Below are 20,657 nucleotides of genomic sequence, written 5' to 3' on the forward strand. Positions count from 1 at the left end.
CCAACGCACCAACCACGGGATGTATTACTCGGGCTTCCCAGAGGAAGGCCCGTTCAAGCCGCACGCTTACCGCTACTAAGTAACCGGCTGCTTTATTTGTCGGAATGGCTTGTTGTGGCGGGGGAGCTTCCCCCCTGGGGGCTGGCCGGGGCCCCCAGGTTTTGGGGAGCGCTGCGCACCCCAGCGGGAGCAAGCTCCCTCGCCACATACAGGTTTGCTTCTGCAGATGAAACATACCGAAGGCTTTCGTGTTTCCAAGGGTATGACCATGTCCCAAGACCGTCGCTACAGCTTCGAGTTTTTCCCGACCAAGACCGACGCCGGGCAAGAAAAGCTCCTCGCCACTGCCCGTCAGTTGGCCACTTACAATCCTGATTTCTTTTCCTGCACCTACGGCGCTGGCGGTTCGACCCGTGATCGCACGCTCAACACCGTGTTGCAGCTGGAAAGCGAAGTCAAAATACCCGCCGCACCGCACCTGTCGTGCGTCGGCGACAGCAAGGACGACCTGCGCGGCCTGCTCAACGAATACAAGGTCGCCGGCATCAAGCGCATCGTCGCCCTGCGTGGTGACCTGCCGTCCGGCATGGGCATGACCAGCGGTGAGCTGCGTCACGCCAATGAACTGGTGGAATTCATTCGTGAAGAAACCGCTGATCATTTCCACATCGAAGTCGCCGCTTACCCGGAGATGCATCCGCAAGCGCGCAACTACGAAGACGATCTCGCCAACTTCGTGCGCAAGGCCAAGGCCGGTGCCGATAGCGCGATCACCCAGTACTTCTTCAACGCCGACAGCTACTTCTACTTTGTCGACCGTTTGCAGGCGCTGGGCGTGGATCTGCCGATCGTGCCGGGGATCATGCCGATCACCAACTACAGCAAACTCGCGCGTTTCTCCGATGCCTGCGGTGCGGAAATCCCGCGCTGGATCCGCAAGCAACTGGAAGCCTACGGCGACGACACACGAAGCATCCAGAGCTTTGGCGAGCAAGTCGTCAGCGAGATGTGCGAACGCCTGCTGCAGGGCGGCGCACCTGGGTTGCATTTTTATTCCATGAACCAGGCCGAGCCTAGCCTGGCGATCTGGAATAACCTGAAGTTGCCGCGGTGAAGCAGCCGCAAGCTTCAAGCTGAAAGCTACAAGCAAGAGCAAGAGATCGCAGCCTTCGGCAGCTCCTACAGTGGAATTTCGGATCCCGCAGGAGCTGCCGACGGCTGCGATCTTTTGCTTTTAAGCCCGCGAAACAGAGCTTGTGCAGGCACTTTCTGGCTCTTTCGGGTTTCTCGTCGTAATCTCCAGCCATGCCTTTGATCACGCAGTTACTCGCCGTGCTGGTTTTTGCTTGCCTGAGCTTCGCCGCTCGGGGCGAGAAGTTGCGTATTGTCACCGAGCCATGGGCGCCCTACGTGTACGAACAGGGCGGGCAGAATCTCGGGCTGGACTACGAAACCACCGCCATCGTGTTCAAACGCCTGGGCATTGAAGTCGAGTGGCAGTTCCTGCCGTGGAAGCGCTGCCTGTCGATGCTCGAAACCGGTCAGGCCGACGGTGCGCTGGACATTTTTCACAGCGCCGAGCGCGACGCCACCCTGCTCTACCCCAGCGAACCGTTGTCCGACGTTGAATTCGTAATGTTCTACGCCAACGATCGACCGCACCCGTTCAGCACCCTGGATCAACTCAAGGGCCTGACCATCGGCACCTCGCCGGGCTATCTGTACAGCCCGGATTTCAGCCAGTCACAGCTGTTCAGCCGGGAGCCGGCGCCGACTCATGAAGCCAATTTCGGCAAACTGGTACGCGGGCGTATCGACCTGCTGATTACTGATCGCCGCGTCGGTCAGCATTTGCTCGATGAGCTGAATATTCGCGATCTGATCACGGAAAACCCGACGGTTATCAGCCGTCAGAGCCAGTTTCTTGCAGTTCGGCGCAATGCCGGCATGGATCTGCTGGTGCAGCGTTTTGGCGCCGAGCTCAAGCGTTTCAAGCGCGACCCGGCCTACGCCGAGCTCAGCGCGCGTTACGGTGCTGCTCCCGTCGACAGCGCTTCTCTGCGCTCGGCCACGGCCAGCGGCAAAACCGTTGAGCAGCAGGAAAGCAGCGCGCAGTGATTGCTCTGTTATACTCCGGCGTTCCCGCCAGGCTCACGCCCGGACGCCCGGAACCGTAACAGGCCTCACGACCCGCTACAGCGCAGCTTTCAGCCCGCGCGAGCGCTCCTGACGAGCCTTCGGAACCGCCGCTGGACCGGACGGGATTGCGTCCTCTTAAACGTGATTCGCGCCAGGCAAGACTCCCATTGGGCCAAGCCCTAACTAAAACAGGATTACTCATGTCCTTTGCTTCCCTCGGTCTCTCCGAGGCTTTAGTCCGTGCCATCGAAGATGCGGGCTATACCGAGCCTCCTCCGGTGCAACAGCGGGCCATTCCCGCCGTGTTGCAAGGTCGCGACCTGATGGTTGCGGCTCAGACAGGTACCGGTAAAACCGGCGGCTTCGCCCTCCCGATTCTGGAGCGGTTGTTCCCCAACGGTCACCCGGACAAATCCCAGCGTCATGGCCCGCGCCAACCGCGCGTACTGGTCCTGACCCCGACCCGCGAACTCGCAGCCCAGGTGCACGAGAGCTTCAAGATCTATGCCCGTGACCTGAAATTCGTCAGCGCCTGCATCTTCGGCGGCGTCGGCATGAACCCACAGGTCCAGGCCATGTCCCGTGGCGTCGACGTCCTGGTTGCCTGCCCGGGCCGTCTGCTCGACCTCGCCGGCCAGGGCAGTGTCGATCTTTCCCACGTGGAAATCCTCGTCCTCGACGAAGCCGACCGCATGCTCGACATGGGCTTCGTGCACGACGTGAAGAAAGTCCTCGCGCGCCTGCCGGCCAAGCGTCAGAACCTGCTGTTCTCGGCAACGTTCTCGAAAGATATCACCGACCTTGCCGGCAAGCTGCTGCACAACCCGGAACGCATCGAAGTGACGCCGCCGAACACCACGGTCGAGCGCATCGAACAACGCGTATTCCGCCTGCCGGCCAGCCACAAGCGTGCCTTGCTGGCGCACCTGATCACGGCCGGCGCGTGGGAACAGGTACTGGTCTTCACCCGCACCAAGCACGGCGCCAACCGTCTCGCTGAATACCTGGACAAACACGGCCTGCCGGCGGTGGCGATCCACGGTAACAAGAGCCAGAACGCCCGCACCAAAGCCCTGGCCGACTTCAAGGCCGGTGAAGTGCGCATTCTGGTTGCCACCGATATCGCCGCCCGTGGTCTGGACATCGACCAGTTGCCGCATGTGGTCAACTTCGAGTTGCCGAACGTCGACGAAGACTATGTGCACCGTATCGGTCGTACCGGCCGCGCCGGTCGTTCGGGCGAGGCGATCTCGCTGGTCGCGCCGGACGAAGAGAAGCTGCTGAAAAGCATCGAGCGCATGACCAAGCAGAAGATTGCCGACGGCGATCTGATGGGCTTCGACTCCAGCACCATCGAAGCCGAGAAGCCGGAAGCCCGCGAGCGTCCGGACATCCGCAACCCGCGCAATTCCCGTGGCCCACGCGGCGACGGCCCGAATGGCGGCGGCGGTGGCGGTGGTCGCAAGGACAAAGGCAAAGACAAGGGCAAGGAAAAACCGGCTGGTGATCGTGGCGAGCGCCCTGCCCGCCAGCAGAAGCCGCGTGAAGGCACGCCGAGTCGCGAACAGCGTCCGAGCCAGCCACCGCGTGCAGCGGCTGACCGTGCCCCGGACGAGTTCCTCGACGACGATATCGATAACTTCGGTAACCGCGTTGATTACGTGCCGAAAGCCGCTCCTGCCGGCGGCCGTGGCCGTCGTCCGGGCGCCCCGGCGCAAGGCGCAGGCACTGGCGCACCACGCGGCGGTCAGCCACAGGGTCGCCAGAACGGTCCGCGCAACAGCAACGGTTCGAGCACCGGCACACCACCGGCCAAACGCAGCGGCCCGCGCAATGGCGCACCGCGTGACGGTCAGGGTCGTCGTGACGAATCCGCGCCACGCAACCGCCGCCCGGCCCGTGACGATCAGCCACGTAGCGAACCGGCCGTGCAGAACCCGCGCAGCAACGGCCCGAAGATCATGCACAAGGAATCGAAAGCCGACCGCTTCCCGACGCCTGAGCAGCTCGATCAACTGCCAAGCCGTCCGCGTGGCGAGAAACCGGCACTGCTGACCCGCAATCGCTGAGTTCAAGCCGCAATGAAAAATGCCCCGGTTCGAAAGAGCCGGGGCATTTTTATAAGCGCTGCAAATCGCTTTGCGTAGGAGCTGCCGCAGGCTGCGATCTTTTGATCTTGATCTTGATCTTCAAAAATCAAGATCAAAAGATCGCAGCCTTCGGCAGCTCCTACAGGGGATCTGTGTTGTGGCAAAAAAAACGCCCCCGGCCTTGCGACCGGGGGCGTTTTTTCATGTGGCGGCGAAAATTATTTCGCTTTCACACCTTCGAACGAAACGTACAGTTCGACCGCATCGGACTTCGGACCGAGGTCTTTCTGCTTGCCGAAATCGGAACGCTTGATGGTGGTGGTGCCTTCGAAACCGGCACGGTAGCCGCCCCAAGGATCCTTGCCTTCGCCCAGGAAGGTCGCCTTGACGACAACTGGCTTGGTCACGCCCAGCAGGGTCAGGTCGCCGGTCACGTCAGCCGTGTTGGCACCAGTGGATTTGACGCTGGTGGATACGAAAGTGGCCTTGCCGAATTTGCTGGCGTTGAGGAAGTCCGCGCTGGCGATGTGCTTGTCGCGCTCGGCGTGGTTGGTGAACACGCTGGCGGTGTTGACGTTGAACTCGATCTTGCTGTCTTCAGGCTTGGCAGCGTCGAAGCTGAACTTGCCGTCGATGTCCTTGAAGGTACCGGTGATGAAGCTGTAGCCCAGGTGGCTGATCTTGAAGTCGACGAAGGCGTGCTGGCCTTCCTTGTCTACTACGTAGTCAGCAGCCATTACGTTGGCGGACAGCACGGCCGAACCGATTGCCAGAGCGGCCAGAGTCTTTTTCAACATGCTTTCTTTTCCTTTGAGTCGAGGTTGAATTTCAGGCTTTGCGACCAAGCATTCGGGTGAGGGTCGCATCACGATCGATAAAGTGGTGCTTCAATGCTGCCAACGCATGGAGACCGGAAAAAATTACCAGTATCCACGCCAGCCAGAGATGAATCACCCCAGCGGTATCTGCCTGATCCGGTAGTCCGGAGAGCAGAGCAGGAACTTCAAACAGGCCAAACACCGGGATCCCGACACCGTCTGCGGTGGAAATCAGGTAACCGGCAATCATCACAGCGAACAGCGCCAGATACAGAAACCCATGGCCGAATTTAGCGCCGATGCGGGTCATGCGGCTGTAGCTTTGCAGGGTTGGCGGCGGTGGGCTGATGAAACGCCACAACACTCGCAACACCATCACAGCGAGCAGCACCAGGCCGATGCTCTTGTGCAGGTCCGGCGCGTCTTTGCGCCAGGTGCTGTAGTAATCCAGCCCGACCATCCACAGACCCAGCGCAAACAGCCCGAAGACCGCCAGCGCCACGCCCCAGTGCATGAAGATGCTGACCCAACCATAGCGCGAAGAAGAGTTACGTAGCTGCATTGCCCAAATCCTGTGAGAACTGCGAACCAAGACTAGCGAGTTATCTATCGAATTAAAGCGGAAAATTTTGCTTTGAAATATCGAGAAATACGATCAAGAGTCTGTAAGTGGCTTGTTAAGGAAAGATTAAAGGGAAAAGTATGGCGGGATGTCAGGGGACGCTGCTGGTCTAGCTGCTTTTTTGTGGCGAGGGAGCTTGTTCCCGCTGGAGGCCGAAGGACTCCTTCACACGGCTAGCGCGATGCATAGGAAATACCGGGCAATCCGAGGCTACGACTGCTTCGCAGCCGAGCGGGAGCAAGCTCCCTCGCCACAGGGGTTGTGCTCAGACAAAAAAAAAGCGCGGCATAAAAGCCGCGCTTCTTCATTCACCGCAAGGCTTACTGCGCCTTGGTCTCGGTCGTTGCAGCAGGCTTGGCTGCTGGCTTCTTCGCCGGCTCAGCCTTCTTCGCTGCAGGTTTGGCGGCCGGCTTTTTCGTTTCGGTTTTGGCCGCAGGCTTCTTCGCCGCTGGCTTGGCCGCTGCTTTCTTCGCCGGTTCAGCTTTCACTGGGGCCGCTGGTTTCGGTGCTTCCACCGGAGCTGGCGCAGAGGCCGGGGTCGGTGCAGGCGCTGGAGCGACCGGAGCAGGTGCTGGCTCTGGCGCTTTCGCTGGCTCAGGCTTCTTCTCGTCATCCGAACCGCCAAACAGGTTAGTGAAGAAGTTGCCCTTCTTCGCCGCTACGGCAGCCGCCGCGCCTGCCGCTGCTGCAGCCGGCACCACTTTGACCGGTTCGAACGATTTGCCTGCCGCCAGATCTTCCACCTGGCTGGCCGCGCGCTGGCCGGTGCGCAGTGCGCCTTCCAGGGTGCCCGGGTACAAGGTGTCGGTGTGTTCGCCAGCGAACGCTACGCGTTGCAGCGGACGTTCCCACAGGCGCCAGAACTTGCTGATCTGCCCCGGGCCGTAAGCCAGGTAGGCGCCGCCCATCGACGGGTCGGTGCTGTAGCGACGGATTTCATAACCGGTGAACGAGCCACGGGCCTGTGGATAAAACGCGTGCAGACGGATCAGCACCTGGTCGACCATCTGCTTGTCGCCGAACGCTTGCATCACCCGAGCGTTGTCGCCGGACAGGTTGATCACCACGTTGGCGCCACCCTTGAGCGCCGGCTCGATCCAGAGCATGCCCAGGCCGGTATTGCTGTAGATCTCGCCAGACATGCGCGACTTGCTTTCCCACACCGGCGTCTTGAACTTAAGCATGATCTGGTCGCGCCAGCCGTAGTTGGTGCCTTTGATCGCCGCCAGGTGCTGGGCATCCAGCGCCGGGGTCAGGGCGATCTTGTTCAGTGCGCGCAACGGCACCGCCAATACCACGTAGTCAGCCTGATAACCGACGCTGCCGACTTTGACGGTCACGCCGTCCTTGTCCTGGGTAATGGCCGAGACCGGCGAACTGGTCTTGATGGTCTTGATCTGTTTGACGAAGGCCTGGGCCAGCACCTGGCTGCCGCCGACCAGCCGCGAGGCGCGCAGGTCACGGTCGGAAATGCCGCGATAGACGCGGTTCTGCTGGGCGAAATACAGCAGCGACAGACGCGAAGGTTCGTCGTAGTGGGTGCGAATGTCCTGGTTGATCAGCTGACGCGCGGTGGCCGGCAGGTTCTGCTTGTCGAGCCAGCTCGACACCGTGATCTGATCCAGCGCGTGCAGGGTGGCGGTCGCCGCCGGGTTCTGCGGATCGTCGATCGAGCGTGCCAGATCGTCGAGGGTGTTCTGGTAGCGCTTGAGCGCATCGGCGGTGGCTGGTTGCTTGGTGGCCAGATCGGCAGCGGAGAAATAATCGCCGTCGATCAGATAGCTCGGGGTACGCACGAATTCCGGAGCCGGCGTGGTGCCGAGCTTGAACGTCGACACGTATTTGTTGAGCACCGGCTGGGTCTTGTCGTTGCCGATCCACTCGCTGGTGGCCATGCCCGAACGACCGCCCAGACTCGGCTTGGCTTCCAGCAGGGTGACCTGCCAGCCCTTGTTCTGCAGCTCGTAAGCGGCAGTCAGACCCGACAGGCCGCCGCCGATCACGATTGCGGTTTTATCCTTGGCCAGCGCCGTAACGCTGAACAGACCCAACATCACCAGCGCACAGGCGCGCAGCCAACCGACAGACATTCAGCGAACTCCGGAAAAACATGTGGGAAAAAGCAGCTTTGCGAGTCAGACGACTCAAAGAACCGCGAAGAATACGTTAGCCATCAAAACGCCGCCAGCGACGTCTATCGGCTCAGACAAAGTAGCTCAATCGACACAATGGGTTGTTCCCGCGCGATGCATTGCATAGGCTTGCGCGATTGTTCGCCCGCGCCTGACGCGAGCCGCCTCGAGGAGACTGTAAATGGGCCTGAATAACCAGTGGATGCAACGCGATCTCGCGGTGTTGTGGCATCCCTGCACCCAGATGAAAGACCACGAACAGCTGCCGCTGATCCCGATCAAGCGCGGCGAAGGCGTCTGGCTCGAAGACTTCGAAGGCAAGCGCTACCTCGACGCGGTCAGTTCCTGGTGGGTCAATGTGTTCGGGCACGCCAACCCGCGCATCAACCAGCGCATCAAGGATCAGGTCGATCAACTCGAACACGTGATTCTTGCCGGTTTCAGTCATCAGCCGGTGATCGAGCTGTCCGAGCGCCTGGTGAAGATGACCCCGCAAGGCCTGAATCGAGTGTTCTACGCCGATAATGGCTCGTCGTGCATCGAAGTCGCGCTGAAGATGAGCTTTCACTACTGGCTCAACCGCGGCCAGCCGAATAAAAAGCGCTTCGTCACCCTGACCAACAGCTACCACGGTGAAACCATGGCGGCGATGGCGGTCGGCGATGTGCCGCTGTTCACCGAGACCTACAAAGCCCTGCTGATGGACACCATCAAGGTGCCGAGCCCGGATTGCTACGGGCGCCCCGACGGCATGAGCTGGGAAGAACATTCGCGCAACATGTTCGCCGCCATGGAACAGACCCTGGCGGAAAACCATGACAGCGTCGCGGCAGTGATCGTCGAGCCGCTGATCCAGGGCGCGGGCGGCATGCGCATGTATCACCCGGTCTACCTCAAGCTGCTGCGCGAGGCCTGCGACCGTTACGGCGTGCACCTGATCCACGACGAAATCGCCGTCGGTTTCGGCCGCACCGGTACGATGTTCGCCTGCGAGCAGGCCGGCATCCGCCCGGACTTCCTCTGCCTGTCCAAAGCCCTGACCGGCGGCTACCTGCCGCTGGCCGCGTGCCTGACCACCGACGAGGTCTACAGCGCGTTCTACGACGACTACCCGACCCTGCGCGCCTTTCTCCATTCGCACAGCTACACCGGCAATCCGCTGGCGTGCGCGGCGGCACTGGCGACGCTGGATATCTTCGAGCAGGACAACGTCATCGAGAACAACCGGGCGCTGGCCCAGCGCATGGCCTCGGCGACGGCGCATCTGGTCGATCACCCGAACGTGTCCGAAGTGCGCCAGACCGGCATGGTCCTGGCTATCGAGATGGTCAAGGATAAAGCCACGAAAGAGGCCTACCCTTGGCAGGAGCGCCGTGGTCTGAAGGTGTTCCAGCATGCGCTGGAGCGTGGCGCGCTGTTGCGGCCGCTGGGCAGCGTGGTGTATTTCCTGCCGCCCTATGTGATCACCCCGGAGCAGATCGACTTTCTGGCCGAAGTGGCCAGTGAAGGCATCGACATTGCGACGCGTGACAGCGTCAGCGTCGCGGTACCGAAAGATTTCCATCCCGGTTTCCGTGATCCCGGCTGACTCGGCTACTTGAGATTTGCGGTGTTTGAACTACCGCTTTCGCGAGCAGGCTCGCTCCCACAGGGGGGATGCATTCCAAATCTGGGAGCGAGCCTGCTCGCGAATGAAGTCAACACCGATCCAACTGATTCACATCTTTCCAGAGACCCGAAATGAGACTGTCCCGCTTCTTTATCGACGCCCCGCTGAGCACCGGCGAACACGAACTGCCGGAGGCCCAGGCGCATTACATCAGCCGCGTGCTGCGCATGGCCGAGGGCGATGCCGTGCAGTTGTTCGACGGTTCCGGCCATGAGTTTCGCGGATCGCTGGTAGAAGTCGGCAAGAAGCGCGTCGTCGTGCAGATCGACGAGCAATTCCCCGGGCAGGTCGAATCGCCGCTGCAGATCCACCTGGGCCAGGGCCTCTCCCGTGGCGAGCGGATGGACTGGGCGATTCAGAAAGCCACTGAACTGGGGGTGAGCGAAATCACCCCGATTTTCAGCGAACGCTGCGAAGTGCGCCTCAAGGACGAACGCGCCGACAAACGCCTGCTGCACTGGCGCCAGGTAGCGATCAGCGCATGCGAGCAATGTGGGCGCTCGCGGGTGCCGGTAATTCATCCGCCGGTGTTGTTGGCGGACTGGATCAAGCAGACTGAAGCGGAGTTGAAGCTGGTGTTGCATCCGGTGGCAGAGCCGCTGGTCAGCCATGCCAGACCGGCGACGCTGGCGTTCCTGATCGGGCCGGAAGGTGGCTTGTCAGATGGCGAAGTCGAGCAGGCCAAGACCAACGGCTTCCACGCCGCCCGCCTCGGGCCGCGGGTGCTGCGCACCGAGACCGCGCCAGTGGTGGCATTGGCTGTTGCACAACAGCTTTGGGGTGACTTTTAGAGTCTCGATTGGAATACGTCCCTGTAGGAGTGAGCCTGCTCGCGATAGCGGTGTATCAGCCACCACTCATTGACTGAACTGACGCAATCGCGAGCAGGCTCACTCCTACAAGGGAATGGCGGTGTTTAGAGGACGTAGAACAGAATCGCGACAAAATGCAGCAAGCTCCCGGCGATCACGAACAGGTGCCAGATGCCATGGGCATGCCGCAAGCGGTGATCCAGGGCAAAAAAGATAATCCCCACCGTATATAGCACGCCGCCCGACGCCAGCCAGGCAAACCCCGCCGTGCCCAGTGCGGCAATCAGCGGTTTGACCGCGACCAGCACAATCCAGCCCATCACCGCGTAAATCACGATCGACAGAATCCGCGCTTCGGAGCGCGGCTTGATTTCTTGCAGAATGCCGATCAGCGCCAGCCCCCAGACAATCCCGAACAGCGTCCAGCCCCACGGCCCGCGTAACGTCACCAGGCAGAACGGCGTGTAGCTGCCGGCGATCAGCAGGTAGATCGAAAAATGATCGACCTTCTTCATGATCGCTTTCTTGCGCCCGCGCACGCTGTGGTAAACGGTCGAGGCGCTGTAGAGCACCAGCAAGGTAAACGCATAAATCGCCACGCTGACAATCTTCCATGGACTGCCGTCGAGGCTGGCGATTACCAGCATCCACACGCCGCCGATAAACGCCGCAATAGCTCCGACCAAATGGGTCCAGGCGTTGAGTTTTTCCCCGTGATACATGTATTGCTCACCTCACATTCGTTACCGCAGCGCGCAAGGCTCGGGCCTTGAGCGTAAAAGCGCAAGTTTGCGTTCAACACGATCCCCTGTAGCAGCTGCCGAAGGCTGCGATCTTTTGATCTTCCGTGCACAATCGGCCGATACCAAAAAGAGTCCGCGCCATGCTGATCGACGAAGAATTGACCCTGAAAAAACTCGAGGTGTTCCTCGCCTTCATGCGCACCGGCAACCTCGCCCGCGCCGCCGCCGAATTGCAGACCAGCAACGTCAGCGTGCACCGCGCCATCCACTCACTGGAAAGCGCCTTGCGTTGTCCGCTGTTCAAACACGAGGGGCGCAACCTGACGCCGCTGGAAAGCGCTTACGTGCTGGAAGAGCGTGCGCAGAAGCTGATCAACGACGTGGTCGAAAGCGTGCGCCTGACCCGCGAAGCTGCCGGATTCTCCGCCGAGCGCTTCAAGCTCGGCTCGCTGTATTCGCTGACGGTGAAAACCGTGCCGCAACTGATCATGGGCCTGAAAATCCGTCGCAGCGAACTCAACATCGACCTGATCCTCGGCTCGAACATCGACCTGCTCTACAAGCTGAAAAACATGGAAGTCGACGCGATTCTGGTGTCGCTGGACGACAGCATCAACGACCCCGATTGCGAGCAGATTGCACTGTTTTCCGACGACATCTTCCTCGCCACCCCGGCGGACTCCAAGTTTGCCCAGCGCAGTGAAGTGGACCTGGCGCAAGTGCGCGATGAAACCTTCATCACCCTGACCCAGGGCTTCGCCACCCATCAGGACGGTGTGCGGGTATTCAAACAGGCGGGGTTCGAGCCGAAGGGGGCGATGCAGGTCAACGACATCTTCACCTTGCTGAGCATGGGCAGCTCGGGCGTGGGGTATGCGTTGCTGCCAGGAAGGATTGCAGCGGTGTATGAAAATCGGGTGAAGCTGATTCCGCTGCAGGAGAAGTACCGGTTGCAGCAGCACATTGGGGTGGTGTGTCTCAAGGCCAAGGAGCGCGATCCGAATCTGCTGGCGTTGCTGGCGGAGTGTCGGATGTATGCCAATCGCCAGTTGGCGGATTAACAGCAGATCAAAAGCCTACCCCCTCACCCCAGCCCTCTCCCCCAAGGGGGCGAGGGGGAAGGGAGCAGATTGGGGGCTTTTCAGAACCTGAGTTCGACTCAGGATTTTCAGGTCGATGTATAACGCCAAAACAACGCGGTCAGTCCCCTCTGCCCCCGGGAGAGGGCTAGGGTGAGGGGCTCTTGATCTTCAGCCGACAATCGCGCGAACAATGAAGAACAACAGCGACGGCCCCAGCAAACACCCAAGACCGGTGTGAAAGGTAGCCGTCAACGCCCCGTACGGCACCAGGCGCCGATCCGTCGCCGCCAGCCCCGCCGTCACGCCACTCACCGTCCCGGCCAGCCCGCCAAAGACCATCGCCGAGCGGGGATTGTCCAGGCCCATCCAGCGCGCCGCGACCGGGGTGCCGACCATCACCAGAATCGCCTTGATCAACCCGGTGGCAATCGACAGCGCCATCACATCCGAGGTCGCGCCGATCGCCGCACCGGTCACCGGCCCGACGATGTAAGTCACCGCACCCGCACCGATGGTGGTCATGCTCACCGCATCGCGATAACCGAAGGTCCAGGCCATGCACGCGCCGACAATGAACGGCAGGATCGTGCCCAGCAGCAGGGCGATCACGCCGATCATGCCGGCCTTCTTCGCTTCGGTGGCCTGCACTTCAAAAGCAGTGGCGACGATGGCGAAGTCGCGCAACATCGCCCCGCCCATCAGGCCGATGCCGGAGAACAGCGTCAGATCGGCCAAGCCTTTCTGCCCGCCGGTCATGGTGCCGCCGACCCAGGCCAGCACCAGGCCGATGACAATGGCGATCGCCGAGCCGTGGATGCGCCCGAAGGTCAGGCGCCTGGAGAGAATCACCGACACCCACATGATCACGCCGACGAAGGCGAATGCGGTGATCAGCCCATTGTGTTCCAGACCTTTTTCGATGAGATCCCACATGTCAGCGACCTCCTACCGGGGTGCCGACCGGGGAAATTTCCGCCGGTTCGTCGGGCAACGGTTCGCCCTTGTGAGTGCGGCTGATCAGGGCAATCGTGCAACCACAAACCGCCACGGAGCCGATTGCCGCCAGCACCGCCACCGGGCCGCCGTGCAGGGCGGTGACGACGTTCTGCTGCGCGGCCATCGCCACCACCACCGGAATGTACATCGCGCCCCAGAAGCCGACGCCCATCTCGCAATCCTTGGTCATGCCGCCGCGCTTTTGCATCCACAAGCGTGCGCAGATCAGCAGGATCATCGCAATGCCGACCCCGCCGACGTTGGATTTGACGCCCAGCAACACGCCAAGCATGTCACCCATGATCACCCCTGCCAGCGTACAGATCGCCAGCAGCGCCACACCGTAAATAATCATTGTTGTAGTCCTCAAAGTGCATCGTCGAATGTTGTTTTTGTTGTTCGAAGCTTGAGTCGGCGGTTTAGAGTTGGCGGCCACCCTCCTCTCGCAACAGCGCTTGCAGGGTGTCGAGGCGGGCACTGTCGAAGGCAGTGACGGTGCCCTGCTCGAACACCCGGCGTGCCAGCCCGCTGAGCACCGCACCGGGCGGCAGTTCGATCTGTAAACGCACGCCGTGCTCGTAGGCGCTTTGCACGGTGCCGCGCCAATCCACCACGCGGCACATGTTGAAAGCGAGGTCATCGCGCAGCGCTTCGACTTTGGTCACAGGCCGCGCGCTACTGCCGCTCAGATAAGCGATTTTCGGATTCTTCAGTTCAACCTTGGCGAAGGCGTCGGCAAGCGCCTGCGCCGGTTTTTCCAGCAATGGGCAATGCGACGGCACGCTCACCGCCAGCCGTTTCGCCACTCCGGCGCCGCGACCGCGCGCCAGTTCGGCCACCGCTTGCATGGCCTTGTCGCTGCCGGCAATCACCACTTGGTTATCGGCGTTGATGTTGGCCAGATACGCCGGCGAATCTTCGCTGTGCACCTGGACCAGCAGCGTTTCCACTGTGGACAACTGCAAGCCGATGATCGCGGTCATGCCGTAGCCCTGCGGATAAGCCTGCTGCATCAGCTCACCGCGCAGGCTGACCAGATGCAGCGCATCGCTGAAACTCAAGGCCCCCGCCACCACTGCCGCCGGATAAGCGCCGATGGACAGCCCGGCGACGTAATCTGCTCTCAGGCCATCCTGCAATAACTGCCGTGAAGCAGCGACCCCGGCGATCAGCAGACAGAGTTGGACCGCCCTTGTCGTGCGCAATGCCTCGGTGGAATCCAGCAGCGAGACATCTTCGCCAAGAACATCACTGGCCTCGACCAGGGTGTCGCCGGGCAAACGCTGAAGCATGCCCGCCTGCTGCGCGCCCTGGCCGGGAAACACCAGCAGACTGCTCACGCTGCCTGCTCCTGCGGGTTCCACGGATCCATAACCAGACACGCCTGATGGGCAGTTTTCAGCAGCACCCGGGCCGAATCACTGGCCCATTCGCGCAAGGCCACCGCACCGAATGGCGTCTGCAATTGCGCGTCGACCCGGCACACGGCTTGATCAAACAAATCGACCAGTTCCCGCGCCTGATCACGACGGATCATCTGCGGCGTACGCAGGATCAAATCGAGATCGCTGGCGGCGTGCATCGCGGCAAAGCCACTGGCCAATTCAAACCCTACGCTGCCGCTGACACCCCAGACCCAACCGCAATCGTCGAGTAGCGGTCGCAGCTGTGTCAGCGCCTGCATCACCGGCAAATCACGCGGGCTGTCGACATGACACAGCGCCTCAGGACTGACCCGCCGGGCAATCGAATCAACCGGCATGAACGCCGCCAGGCGCTGCTCGCGCAAAGCCCCGCGCACACCCACCGCGACAAAACCGGCAGCACTCAACGCCCGCCGCACCACCACCGGTTGCCCGGCCGCCAGCACCTCGACCGCCCACGCCGGCGCATCCGCCGGCAACTGCGCCGGGGTCATACCCCAGAGCAGATCGTGGGCCAAAGTCAGGTTCACCACTGCGCCCTCAGCAGTTCGCGGACGCGGCTGGAAGCTGCACGATTGCTCGCACCGAGGCGCCCTTTCAAATCACTGCTGCTCACATCATCGATCGCCTGCTTCAGGCACTCGCGCACCCGCGCCAGATCTTCCGCCGTCGGCTGTTCGATCTGCTGCACCGAGAGAGTTTCCCAAAGCAGACCGAGGCTGGCGTAGCTGTCGATGTCGTAGGCCATGGGCGGCACGCTGGCGGCCAGCGCTTCCAGTTCTTCAACACTGCGCAATGTCACCCGCGCCGCCGAGGCCTTGCCCATCGCGTGCACCATCACACCGGGATCACGCAAAGCAATCAGCCGATTGGCCTGGTAACCATGCGCGAGAAATGCGCCCGACATCGCTTTACCCACCAGCAGCGCAATCACCGGATGCCCGGCCAATCGCGCACGGGCATAACTGTCCGCCGCGCCGGCCAGGGCCTGATGAATGCCGAGGGCTTCTTCGCGCCGGCCATACGCCTGACTCGGCACATCGACGATGGCGATGATCGGGCGCTTCTGCGCTTGGTCGCGGTCGGCGCTGATCGCGTCATCCACAGCCTTGGCCAGACCCCAGCCTTCGAGCAAGCCGACTTCGCCGTTTCGGGCGCGAGGGAAACGATTGTCCGGGTCGGCGACCACGGCGATAAAACGTCCAAGCTCAGCGTCGGCCACTTTCAATGACGGCGGCAAACCTTCGACGCTTTCAGCGCCCTCGCTCAAGGCGTTGAACCAGTGCAAACCGCGCAATGAATAACTGCTCATGAGCGCTCTCCTTGATACAGATCGCGAACCACCGACGGTTCGATTTGCTGGTCAGTGTTCAGCTTGCCGAGGCGTTGCAGGAACCACTCGGCGCGCTGGCTGCGCGGCTGTGCCGGCAAGCCTAGCTGGAGCAACTCTCCGACCTGCTGACGAATCTGCGCCACATCATCGCTGACATAACGGTCCACCAGTCCCGTGTTGAAACGCTGTTCGCCGCCGGTCAGGCTCCAGATGAAGGGCCGGTCGCGGGAGTCGTATTCCTCGATCCCGGCTTCCTGCTCGATCACCTGCGGGCCGTTCAGGCCGAGACGTGCTTCCTGAGTCACCAGCAAATAGCTGCACAGCGCCGCAGCAATCGACATGCCGCCGAAGCAACCGACACTGCCAGCGACCACTCCGACCACCGGTTGGTAGCGCTGCAGATCGACAATCGCCGCATGAATATCAGCAATCGCCGCGAGCCCCAGATTGGCCTCCTGCAAGCGCACGCCACCGGTTTCCAGCAGCAACACTGCGCGAGTAGGAATGCCGTTACGATTGTCTTCAGCCGCCAGTTCCAGCGCACCGGCAATCTTCGCCCCGCCGACTTCGCCAAGGCTGCCGCCCTGGAATGCGCCTTCAATCGCCGCGATCACTACCGGCAGACCGTCAAGACTGCCCTTGGCGATGATCACGCCGTCGTCGGCCTGGGGCACCACACCCTGGCGTTCGAGCCATGGCGACATCACCCGTTGAAACGGATCGAGCAGTTCGCGAAAGGTCCCGGCGTCGAGCAAGGCTTTCGCCCGCTGCCGCGCACCGAGTTCGACGAAGCTGTGTTTGTTGAGCAACGCTGCGCTGTCAGTCATGGCCGATCTCCTCGAAACCCTGTTCCAGACGCAAGCGCACCACCCCCGGCGTCGCGCCGAAATCGTGGATGTCGATGGCCATCGCCGGCGGCGTGGTGCCGTCGAACATCCGCGCAAACAGGTGTTGCCAGCGCTGCTGCGCGCCATTGACCGAGGTCTGCACATTGATCGTCAGCTTGCCGGCCAGACCCGGCTCGATCAGCACTTCCAGATCTCCCGAACCGACACAACCGACCAGCGCACGACCGCGTGGCGGCTGCCCGGCGGGGAATTCAAACGATAGGCTTTCCATCAAAATGCTCCCTGAACAATGCCGTCGCGCTCGATGCGATCGAGCAGCAGCGTGGCTGCGAGCAAGTCGGCGGCGCCACCGGGCGAGGCATTCAATGCGATGAGTTGTTGATCGAGTTCGTGCAGGCGCCGGCGACCGCTGAGGCTGGCGCTGCCGCCGGCGTCGAGCACCGCTTGCGCCCCCGACTGCATGGCGTGCAGGCCGGCTTCGCCAGCGCGGTAGAGCACGCAGGTGTCGGCCAGCTCGGTCATGATCGCCAGCAAGGCGTCCAGTCGGGCGTTCTGTTCGCCGTAGCCGTTGGCGCGGCTTTTCTGCAGTTGCGGCAGGCCACGTTGCAGCACGGACGGGAAGCCCAGCTGCGCTTCCTCGCGGGCCCCGTGTGCGCCGTAGCGCTGGGCAACTTGTGCGCCGTGGCTGAGCGGTTTCGGTGCGTAGCGGTCGTCGAGCAGTGCCAGGCGTGCGGCACACAGGGCGATGGATTTCGGTTGCAGCGCGGCGGCTGTCACCAACAGTCCCAATGCCCAGATCGCACCGCGATGGGTGTTGACGCCGTTGGTGGTCACGAGCATCGCTTGTTCGCCCTCGCGGCCGATGCGGCCGATCGCTTCGCGCAACGGCAAACCGACTTCACCGATCTCCAGCGCGGCCTCGGCCATTTCCTTGAATGCCGGCCACAATGCCAGCGCCGACGCGTGCATCAGGCCCAGGTGCAGATCGGTGTGTGCGCCGTTGCCACGACGATCGACCAGCGCCGGTTTCGGCGACAGATCCGCTTCGTCGATCAGCGCGTCCACCGCCAGATCGGCCAATCGATCAGCCAGTGACAGCGGTTTCGCTTGCAGGTTGAATGCGTGCATTACCAGCTCCTGAATTTGGCGGGCGGGTTATAGAGACCGCCGGACCACTCGACCAGATCGGCCACGCTTTTCGCTGCGAGCAATTCGCGGGTGGCGTCGGTGCGGCGGATACCAAGGTCTTCGGGCAAGGCGATCAGGCCTTCGCGGCGCATGCGTTCGGTGTCTTTCGGGTTGTGCCGCAGGCCGATGGCGGTAACGCCAGCCACCGCTGCGATCATCGCCTGGCGCTCTTCCAGCGAGCGCGCCTTGTACAGATAGGCAATGCCTTCTTCGGTGAGCAGGTGGGTGACGTCGTCGCCGTAGATCATGATCGGTGCCAGCGGCATGCCGCTTTTCTTCGCCACTTCGACCGCGTCGAGGGTTTCGACGAAGGTCGGTTTGCCGCCCTCCTGGAACGTCTCGACCATTTGCACCACGAGTTTCCTGCCGCGTTCGAGCATCGGTTGCGGCGCATCGGCGTGGCGCATGTCCAGCCACGCCGGGGTACCGTGACGCCGGCCGCGCGGGTCGTGGCCCATGTTCGGCGCGCCACCGAAACCGGCGAGACGGCCACGGGTCACGGTCGAGGAATGGCCGTCGCCATCGACCTGCAATGTCGCGCCGATAAACAGATCCACCGCGTATTGCCCCGCCAGTTGGCAGACCATGCGGTTGGAGCGCAGCGAGCCGTCGCGGCCGGTGAAGAACACATCCGGCCGAGCGGCGATGTAGTTTTCCATGCCCAGTTCGGTGCCGAAGCAATGCACGCTCTCGACCCAGCCGCTTTCAATCGCCGGGATCAGCGTCGGGTGCGGGTTGAGCGTCCAGTTGCGGCAGATCTTGCCTTTAAGGCCGAGGGATTCGCCATAGGTCGGCAGGATCAATTCGATGGCCGCCGTGTTGAAACCGATGCCGTGGTTGAGCGACTGCACGTTGTGTTTTTCGTAGATGCCACGGATCGCCATCATCGCCATCAACACATGCACAGGTTTGATGTGGCGCGGGTCGCGGGTGAACAGCGGTTCGATGTAGAACGGCTTGTCGGCCACCACCACGAAGTCGACCCAAGACGCCGGAATGTCCACGCGAGGGAGTTCGCTGACGTCGTCGACCAACTGGTTGACCTGGACGATGACGATGCCGTCGCTGAACGCTGCCGGCTCAATCAACGCCGGGGTGTCTTCGGTGCTGGGGCCGGTGTAGATGTTGCCGGCGCGATCAGCCATGAAACCGGCCGAGAGCACAACGTTGGGGATCAGGTCCACGACGAGGCGGGCATAGAGTTCGATGTACGTGTGAATGGCGCCGACTTCGAGCAAGCCATCTTCGAGCAACTGGCTGATGCGCAGGCTCTGGGTGCCGGCGAAGGAGAAATCGAGCTTGCGGGCGATGCCGCGTTCGAACAGGTCAAGGTGTTCGGAGCGGCCAACGCTGGGCATGATCATGTGCAGGTCGTGGAGTGTCGCCGGGTCGGCTTTGGCCAGCGAACGCGAGAGGAAATCCGCCTGCTTCTGGTTGTTGCCCTCGAGCACCACGCGATCGCCGGGATGGATCAACGCTTCGAGCGCGGCGACGATTTTGTCACTGGGCAACACCGCGCCATCGGCCAGCCCGCGCACCTTGTCGAGCCGGCGCTGCTTCTCGTCACGCCGCCGCGTCCAGCGCGAGTCAGGGGAAATTGTCGTTGTCATGCTCACTCCACGGGGTTCGCTGTCGTGGAGCCACGTTAGGCGCGTGTGGTGAGGGCATCAATCAAGCTGGGTGGTGAATCATTACGCTGAGCGTAACGTTCAAAAGCTACCCTCACCCTAGCCCTCTCCCGGAGGGAGAGGGGACCGATTGGGGGATGCTTGGGAATGACGCCGACCTGAAGCAGCCGTGGTGAATCCCGAAACGAAAAATCAACAGCCCCTCACCCTAGCCCTCTCCCGAGGGAGAGGGGACTGATTGGGGGATGCTTGGGAATGATGCTGACCTGAACCAGTTGTAGTGAATCCATAATCGACTCGGTTATTCAGGTCGATGTAGGACCCGAGACACCTCGGTCGGCTCCCTCTCCCTCTGGGAGAGGGCTGGGGTGAGGGGCTTTCAGTCGGTTGGCACCATTTTGTCCAGCACCCGGTTCACCGCCATCTCCGCCACCATGACAATCTGCGCGATGCCCTGCAGGGTCTTGCGCTGTGAGCCTTCAACTGAAGCGGCGTGGTTATGCAGCATCACCGTTGCCGAGCCGAGCGTTTCACAGGCATCGGCCAGCAAGGATTCGGTGTCGGCCTCGGGATTGGCAATGTACAGCGTGTTGGGGATGTAAGGCGGCGCCATGAAGTCAGCGCTGGGCGGGCCGAGGTAATGGTCGAGGGCGCGCTCGGCGGCTTCGTTGAATTTCTTGGAGTCGGGGGACTGGTAAGGAGATGCCGGGTCTGTGGCCGGCGGATTTGGGGTTACTTTGAACATAAGCTGTGTTCCCGTTGTTGAGCGCCAACCCTTGGCTACTAAACGAAAGGGAGGCAGCTGTACGCAGGTTAGTAGACCGGGGAACTCAGCTTAAGCCGGCGCGCCGAAGCGCCCTGCGTACAACCACCATCAAGCTCAGATGCGGAACACCTGTGATGAATGCACGACCAGCTGAATTACCGCGGGCTACTAAACCCGATCACTGCGAATCAGTGACCCGATCCAAGTTACGCAGCATGCCCTGGGCGCACAAGCCGGCGGATTCTGGCGCAGGCGTAGGCAGGGGCGCAAGGATTTGTAGGTTGGTGGGGCGTAACACCTGGTGTCTTTAAACACCGGAAAGGATTGGTGTTTATTGAGCTACAGGAATTGAGGATCTACCTGTGGG

20 protein-coding genes are annotated in these 20,657 nt (G+C 61.7%); 6 read left to right on the forward strand and 14 right to left on the reverse strand.

Features of this window, described 5'->3' with window-relative positions; translation table 11 throughout:
- Positions 1–268: 268 nt before the first annotated feature.
- From metF to AEQ63_RS16725, 3 genes are all read left to right on the forward strand, one after another.
- Positions 269–1,114 (forward strand): methylenetetrahydrofolate reductase [NAD(P)H], encoded by an 846-nt coding sequence (metF, locus tag AEQ63_RS16715; protein WP_064364173.1) that lies wholly within the window; start codon positions 269–271, stop codon positions 1,112–1,114.
- 191 nt (positions 1,115–1,305) lie between these two features.
- Entirely contained in the window at positions 1,306–2,118 is an 813-nt protein-coding gene (locus tag AEQ63_RS16720; protein ID WP_064364154.1) for a substrate-binding periplasmic protein, read from the forward strand.
- A 221-nt stretch (positions 2,119–2,339) separates the two neighbouring features.
- Positions 2,340–4,208: a DEAD/DEAH box helicase gene (locus AEQ63_RS16725; RefSeq protein WP_064364155.1), complete on the forward strand. Its 1,869-nt coding sequence runs from the start codon at positions 2,340–2,342 to the stop codon at positions 4,206–4,208.
- A 239-nt stretch (positions 4,209–4,447) separates the two neighbouring features.
- Here AEQ63_RS16725 and AEQ63_RS16730 read toward each other — a convergent pair whose 3' ends face one another.
- From AEQ63_RS16730 to AEQ63_RS16740, 3 genes are all read right to left on the reverse strand, one after another.
- Positions 4,448–5,026 carry a YceI family protein gene (locus AEQ63_RS16730; RefSeq protein WP_042606592.1) on the reverse strand — a complete coding sequence of 193 codons (579 nt, stop codon included), beginning with the start codon at positions 5,024–5,026 and terminating at the stop codon, positions 4,448–4,450.
- 31 nt (positions 5,027–5,057) lie between these two features.
- Positions 5,058–5,609: a cytochrome b gene (locus AEQ63_RS16735; protein ID WP_042606591.1), complete on the reverse strand. Its 552-nt coding sequence runs from the start codon at positions 5,607–5,609 to the stop codon at positions 5,058–5,060.
- 380 nt (positions 5,610–5,989) lie between these two features.
- Positions 5,990–7,759 carry a flavin monoamine oxidase family protein gene (locus AEQ63_RS16740; protein ID WP_064364156.1) on the reverse strand — a complete coding sequence of 590 codons (1,770 nt, stop codon included), beginning with the start codon at positions 7,757–7,759 and terminating at the stop codon, positions 5,990–5,992.
- 223 nt (positions 7,760–7,982) lie between these two features.
- On the opposite strand from AEQ63_RS16740, the gene AEQ63_RS16745 reads away from it, so the two are divergent.
- Complete coding sequence (locus AEQ63_RS16745; RefSeq protein WP_042606589.1) at positions 7,983–9,389, forward strand: adenosylmethionine--8-amino-7-oxononanoate transaminase; 1,407 nt, start codon at positions 7,983–7,985, stop codon at positions 9,387–9,389.
- Between the two features lie 152 nt (positions 9,390–9,541).
- Positions 9,542–10,261, forward strand: a complete 720-nt coding sequence (locus AEQ63_RS16750) for a 16S rRNA (uracil(1498)-N(3))-methyltransferase (protein ID WP_064364157.1) — start codon at positions 9,542–9,544, stop codon at positions 10,259–10,261.
- Between the two features lie 125 nt (positions 10,262–10,386).
- Here AEQ63_RS16750 and trhA read toward each other — a convergent pair whose 3' ends face one another.
- The gene (gene trhA / locus AEQ63_RS16755) at positions 10,387–11,004 is read right to left on the reverse strand and encodes a PAQR family membrane homeostasis protein TrhA (RefSeq protein ID WP_039757573.1); all 618 of its coding nucleotides are present in this window, start codon (positions 11,002–11,004) and stop codon (positions 10,387–10,389) included.
- A 161-nt stretch (positions 11,005–11,165) separates the two neighbouring features.
- On the opposite strand from trhA, the gene AEQ63_RS16760 reads away from it, so the two are divergent.
- Positions 11,166–12,086 (forward strand): LysR family transcriptional regulator, encoded by a 921-nt coding sequence (locus tag AEQ63_RS16760; protein ID WP_064364158.1) that lies wholly within the window; start codon positions 11,166–11,168, stop codon positions 12,084–12,086.
- A 189-nt stretch (positions 12,087–12,275) separates the two neighbouring features.
- Here AEQ63_RS16760 and madM read toward each other — a convergent pair whose 3' ends face one another.
- The 10 genes from madM to AEQ63_RS16810 form a co-directional block, all read right to left on the reverse strand.
- Positions 12,276–13,040: a malonate transporter subunit MadM gene (gene madM / locus AEQ63_RS16765; RefSeq protein WP_042606585.1), complete on the reverse strand. Its 765-nt coding sequence runs from the start codon at positions 13,038–13,040 to the stop codon at positions 12,276–12,278.
- Between the two features lies 1 nt (position 13,041).
- Positions 13,042–13,458 carry a malonate transporter subunit MadL gene (gene madL, locus AEQ63_RS16770; protein ID WP_042606584.1) on the reverse strand — a complete coding sequence of 139 codons (417 nt, stop codon included), beginning with the start codon at positions 13,456–13,458 and terminating at the stop codon, positions 13,042–13,044.
- Between the two features lie 64 nt (positions 13,459–13,522).
- The gene (mdcH, locus tag AEQ63_RS16775; protein WP_064364159.1) at positions 13,523–14,443 is read right to left on the reverse strand and encodes a malonate decarboxylase subunit epsilon; all 921 of its coding nucleotides are present in this window, start codon (positions 14,441–14,443) and stop codon (positions 13,523–13,525) included.
- The gene (locus AEQ63_RS16780) at positions 14,440–15,060 is read right to left on the reverse strand and encodes a malonate decarboxylase holo-ACP synthase (protein ID WP_064364160.1); all 621 of its coding nucleotides are present in this window, start codon (positions 15,058–15,060) and stop codon (positions 14,440–14,442) included. The genes mdcH and AEQ63_RS16780 overlap by 4 nt, the downstream gene beginning before the upstream one ends.
- Positions 15,054–15,839 (reverse strand): biotin-independent malonate decarboxylase subunit gamma, encoded by a 786-nt coding sequence (gene mdcE / locus AEQ63_RS16785; protein ID WP_042606581.1) that lies wholly within the window; start codon positions 15,837–15,839, stop codon positions 15,054–15,056. Before mdcE ends, AEQ63_RS16780 begins: the two co-directional genes overlap by 7 nt.
- Positions 15,836–16,687, reverse strand: a complete 852-nt coding sequence (locus AEQ63_RS16790) for a biotin-independent malonate decarboxylase subunit beta (protein WP_064364161.1) — start codon at positions 16,685–16,687, stop codon at positions 15,836–15,838. Before AEQ63_RS16790 ends, mdcE begins: the two co-directional genes overlap by 4 nt.
- On the reverse strand, positions 16,680–16,979 hold the full coding sequence (locus AEQ63_RS16795) for a malonate decarboxylase subunit delta (RefSeq protein WP_056786420.1): 300 nt from the start codon (positions 16,977–16,979) through the stop codon (positions 16,680–16,682). Before AEQ63_RS16795 ends, AEQ63_RS16790 begins: the two co-directional genes overlap by 8 nt.
- Complete coding sequence (locus AEQ63_RS16800; protein WP_064364162.1) at positions 16,979–17,836, reverse strand: triphosphoribosyl-dephospho-CoA synthase; 858 nt, start codon at positions 17,834–17,836, stop codon at positions 16,979–16,981. The genes AEQ63_RS16795 and AEQ63_RS16800 overlap by 1 nt, the downstream gene beginning before the upstream one ends.
- A complete protein-coding gene (mdcA, locus tag AEQ63_RS16805) occupies positions 17,836–19,506 on the reverse strand; it encodes a malonate decarboxylase subunit alpha (RefSeq protein WP_042606577.1) in 1,671 nt (556 codons plus the stop codon). Before mdcA ends, AEQ63_RS16800 begins: the two co-directional genes overlap by 1 nt.
- Positions 19,507–19,903: 397 nt before the next feature.
- Entirely contained in the window at positions 19,904–20,269 is a 366-nt protein-coding gene (locus AEQ63_RS16810) for a DUF6124 family protein (RefSeq protein ID WP_064364163.1), read from the reverse strand.
- Positions 20,270–20,657 lie beyond the last annotated feature (388 nt).

The sequence above is a fragment of the Pseudomonas sp. RIT-PI-o genome (assembly GCF_001297215.1).
GTDB lineage: Bacteria > Pseudomonadota > Gammaproteobacteria > Pseudomonadales > Pseudomonadaceae > Aquipseudomonas > Aquipseudomonas moraviensis_A.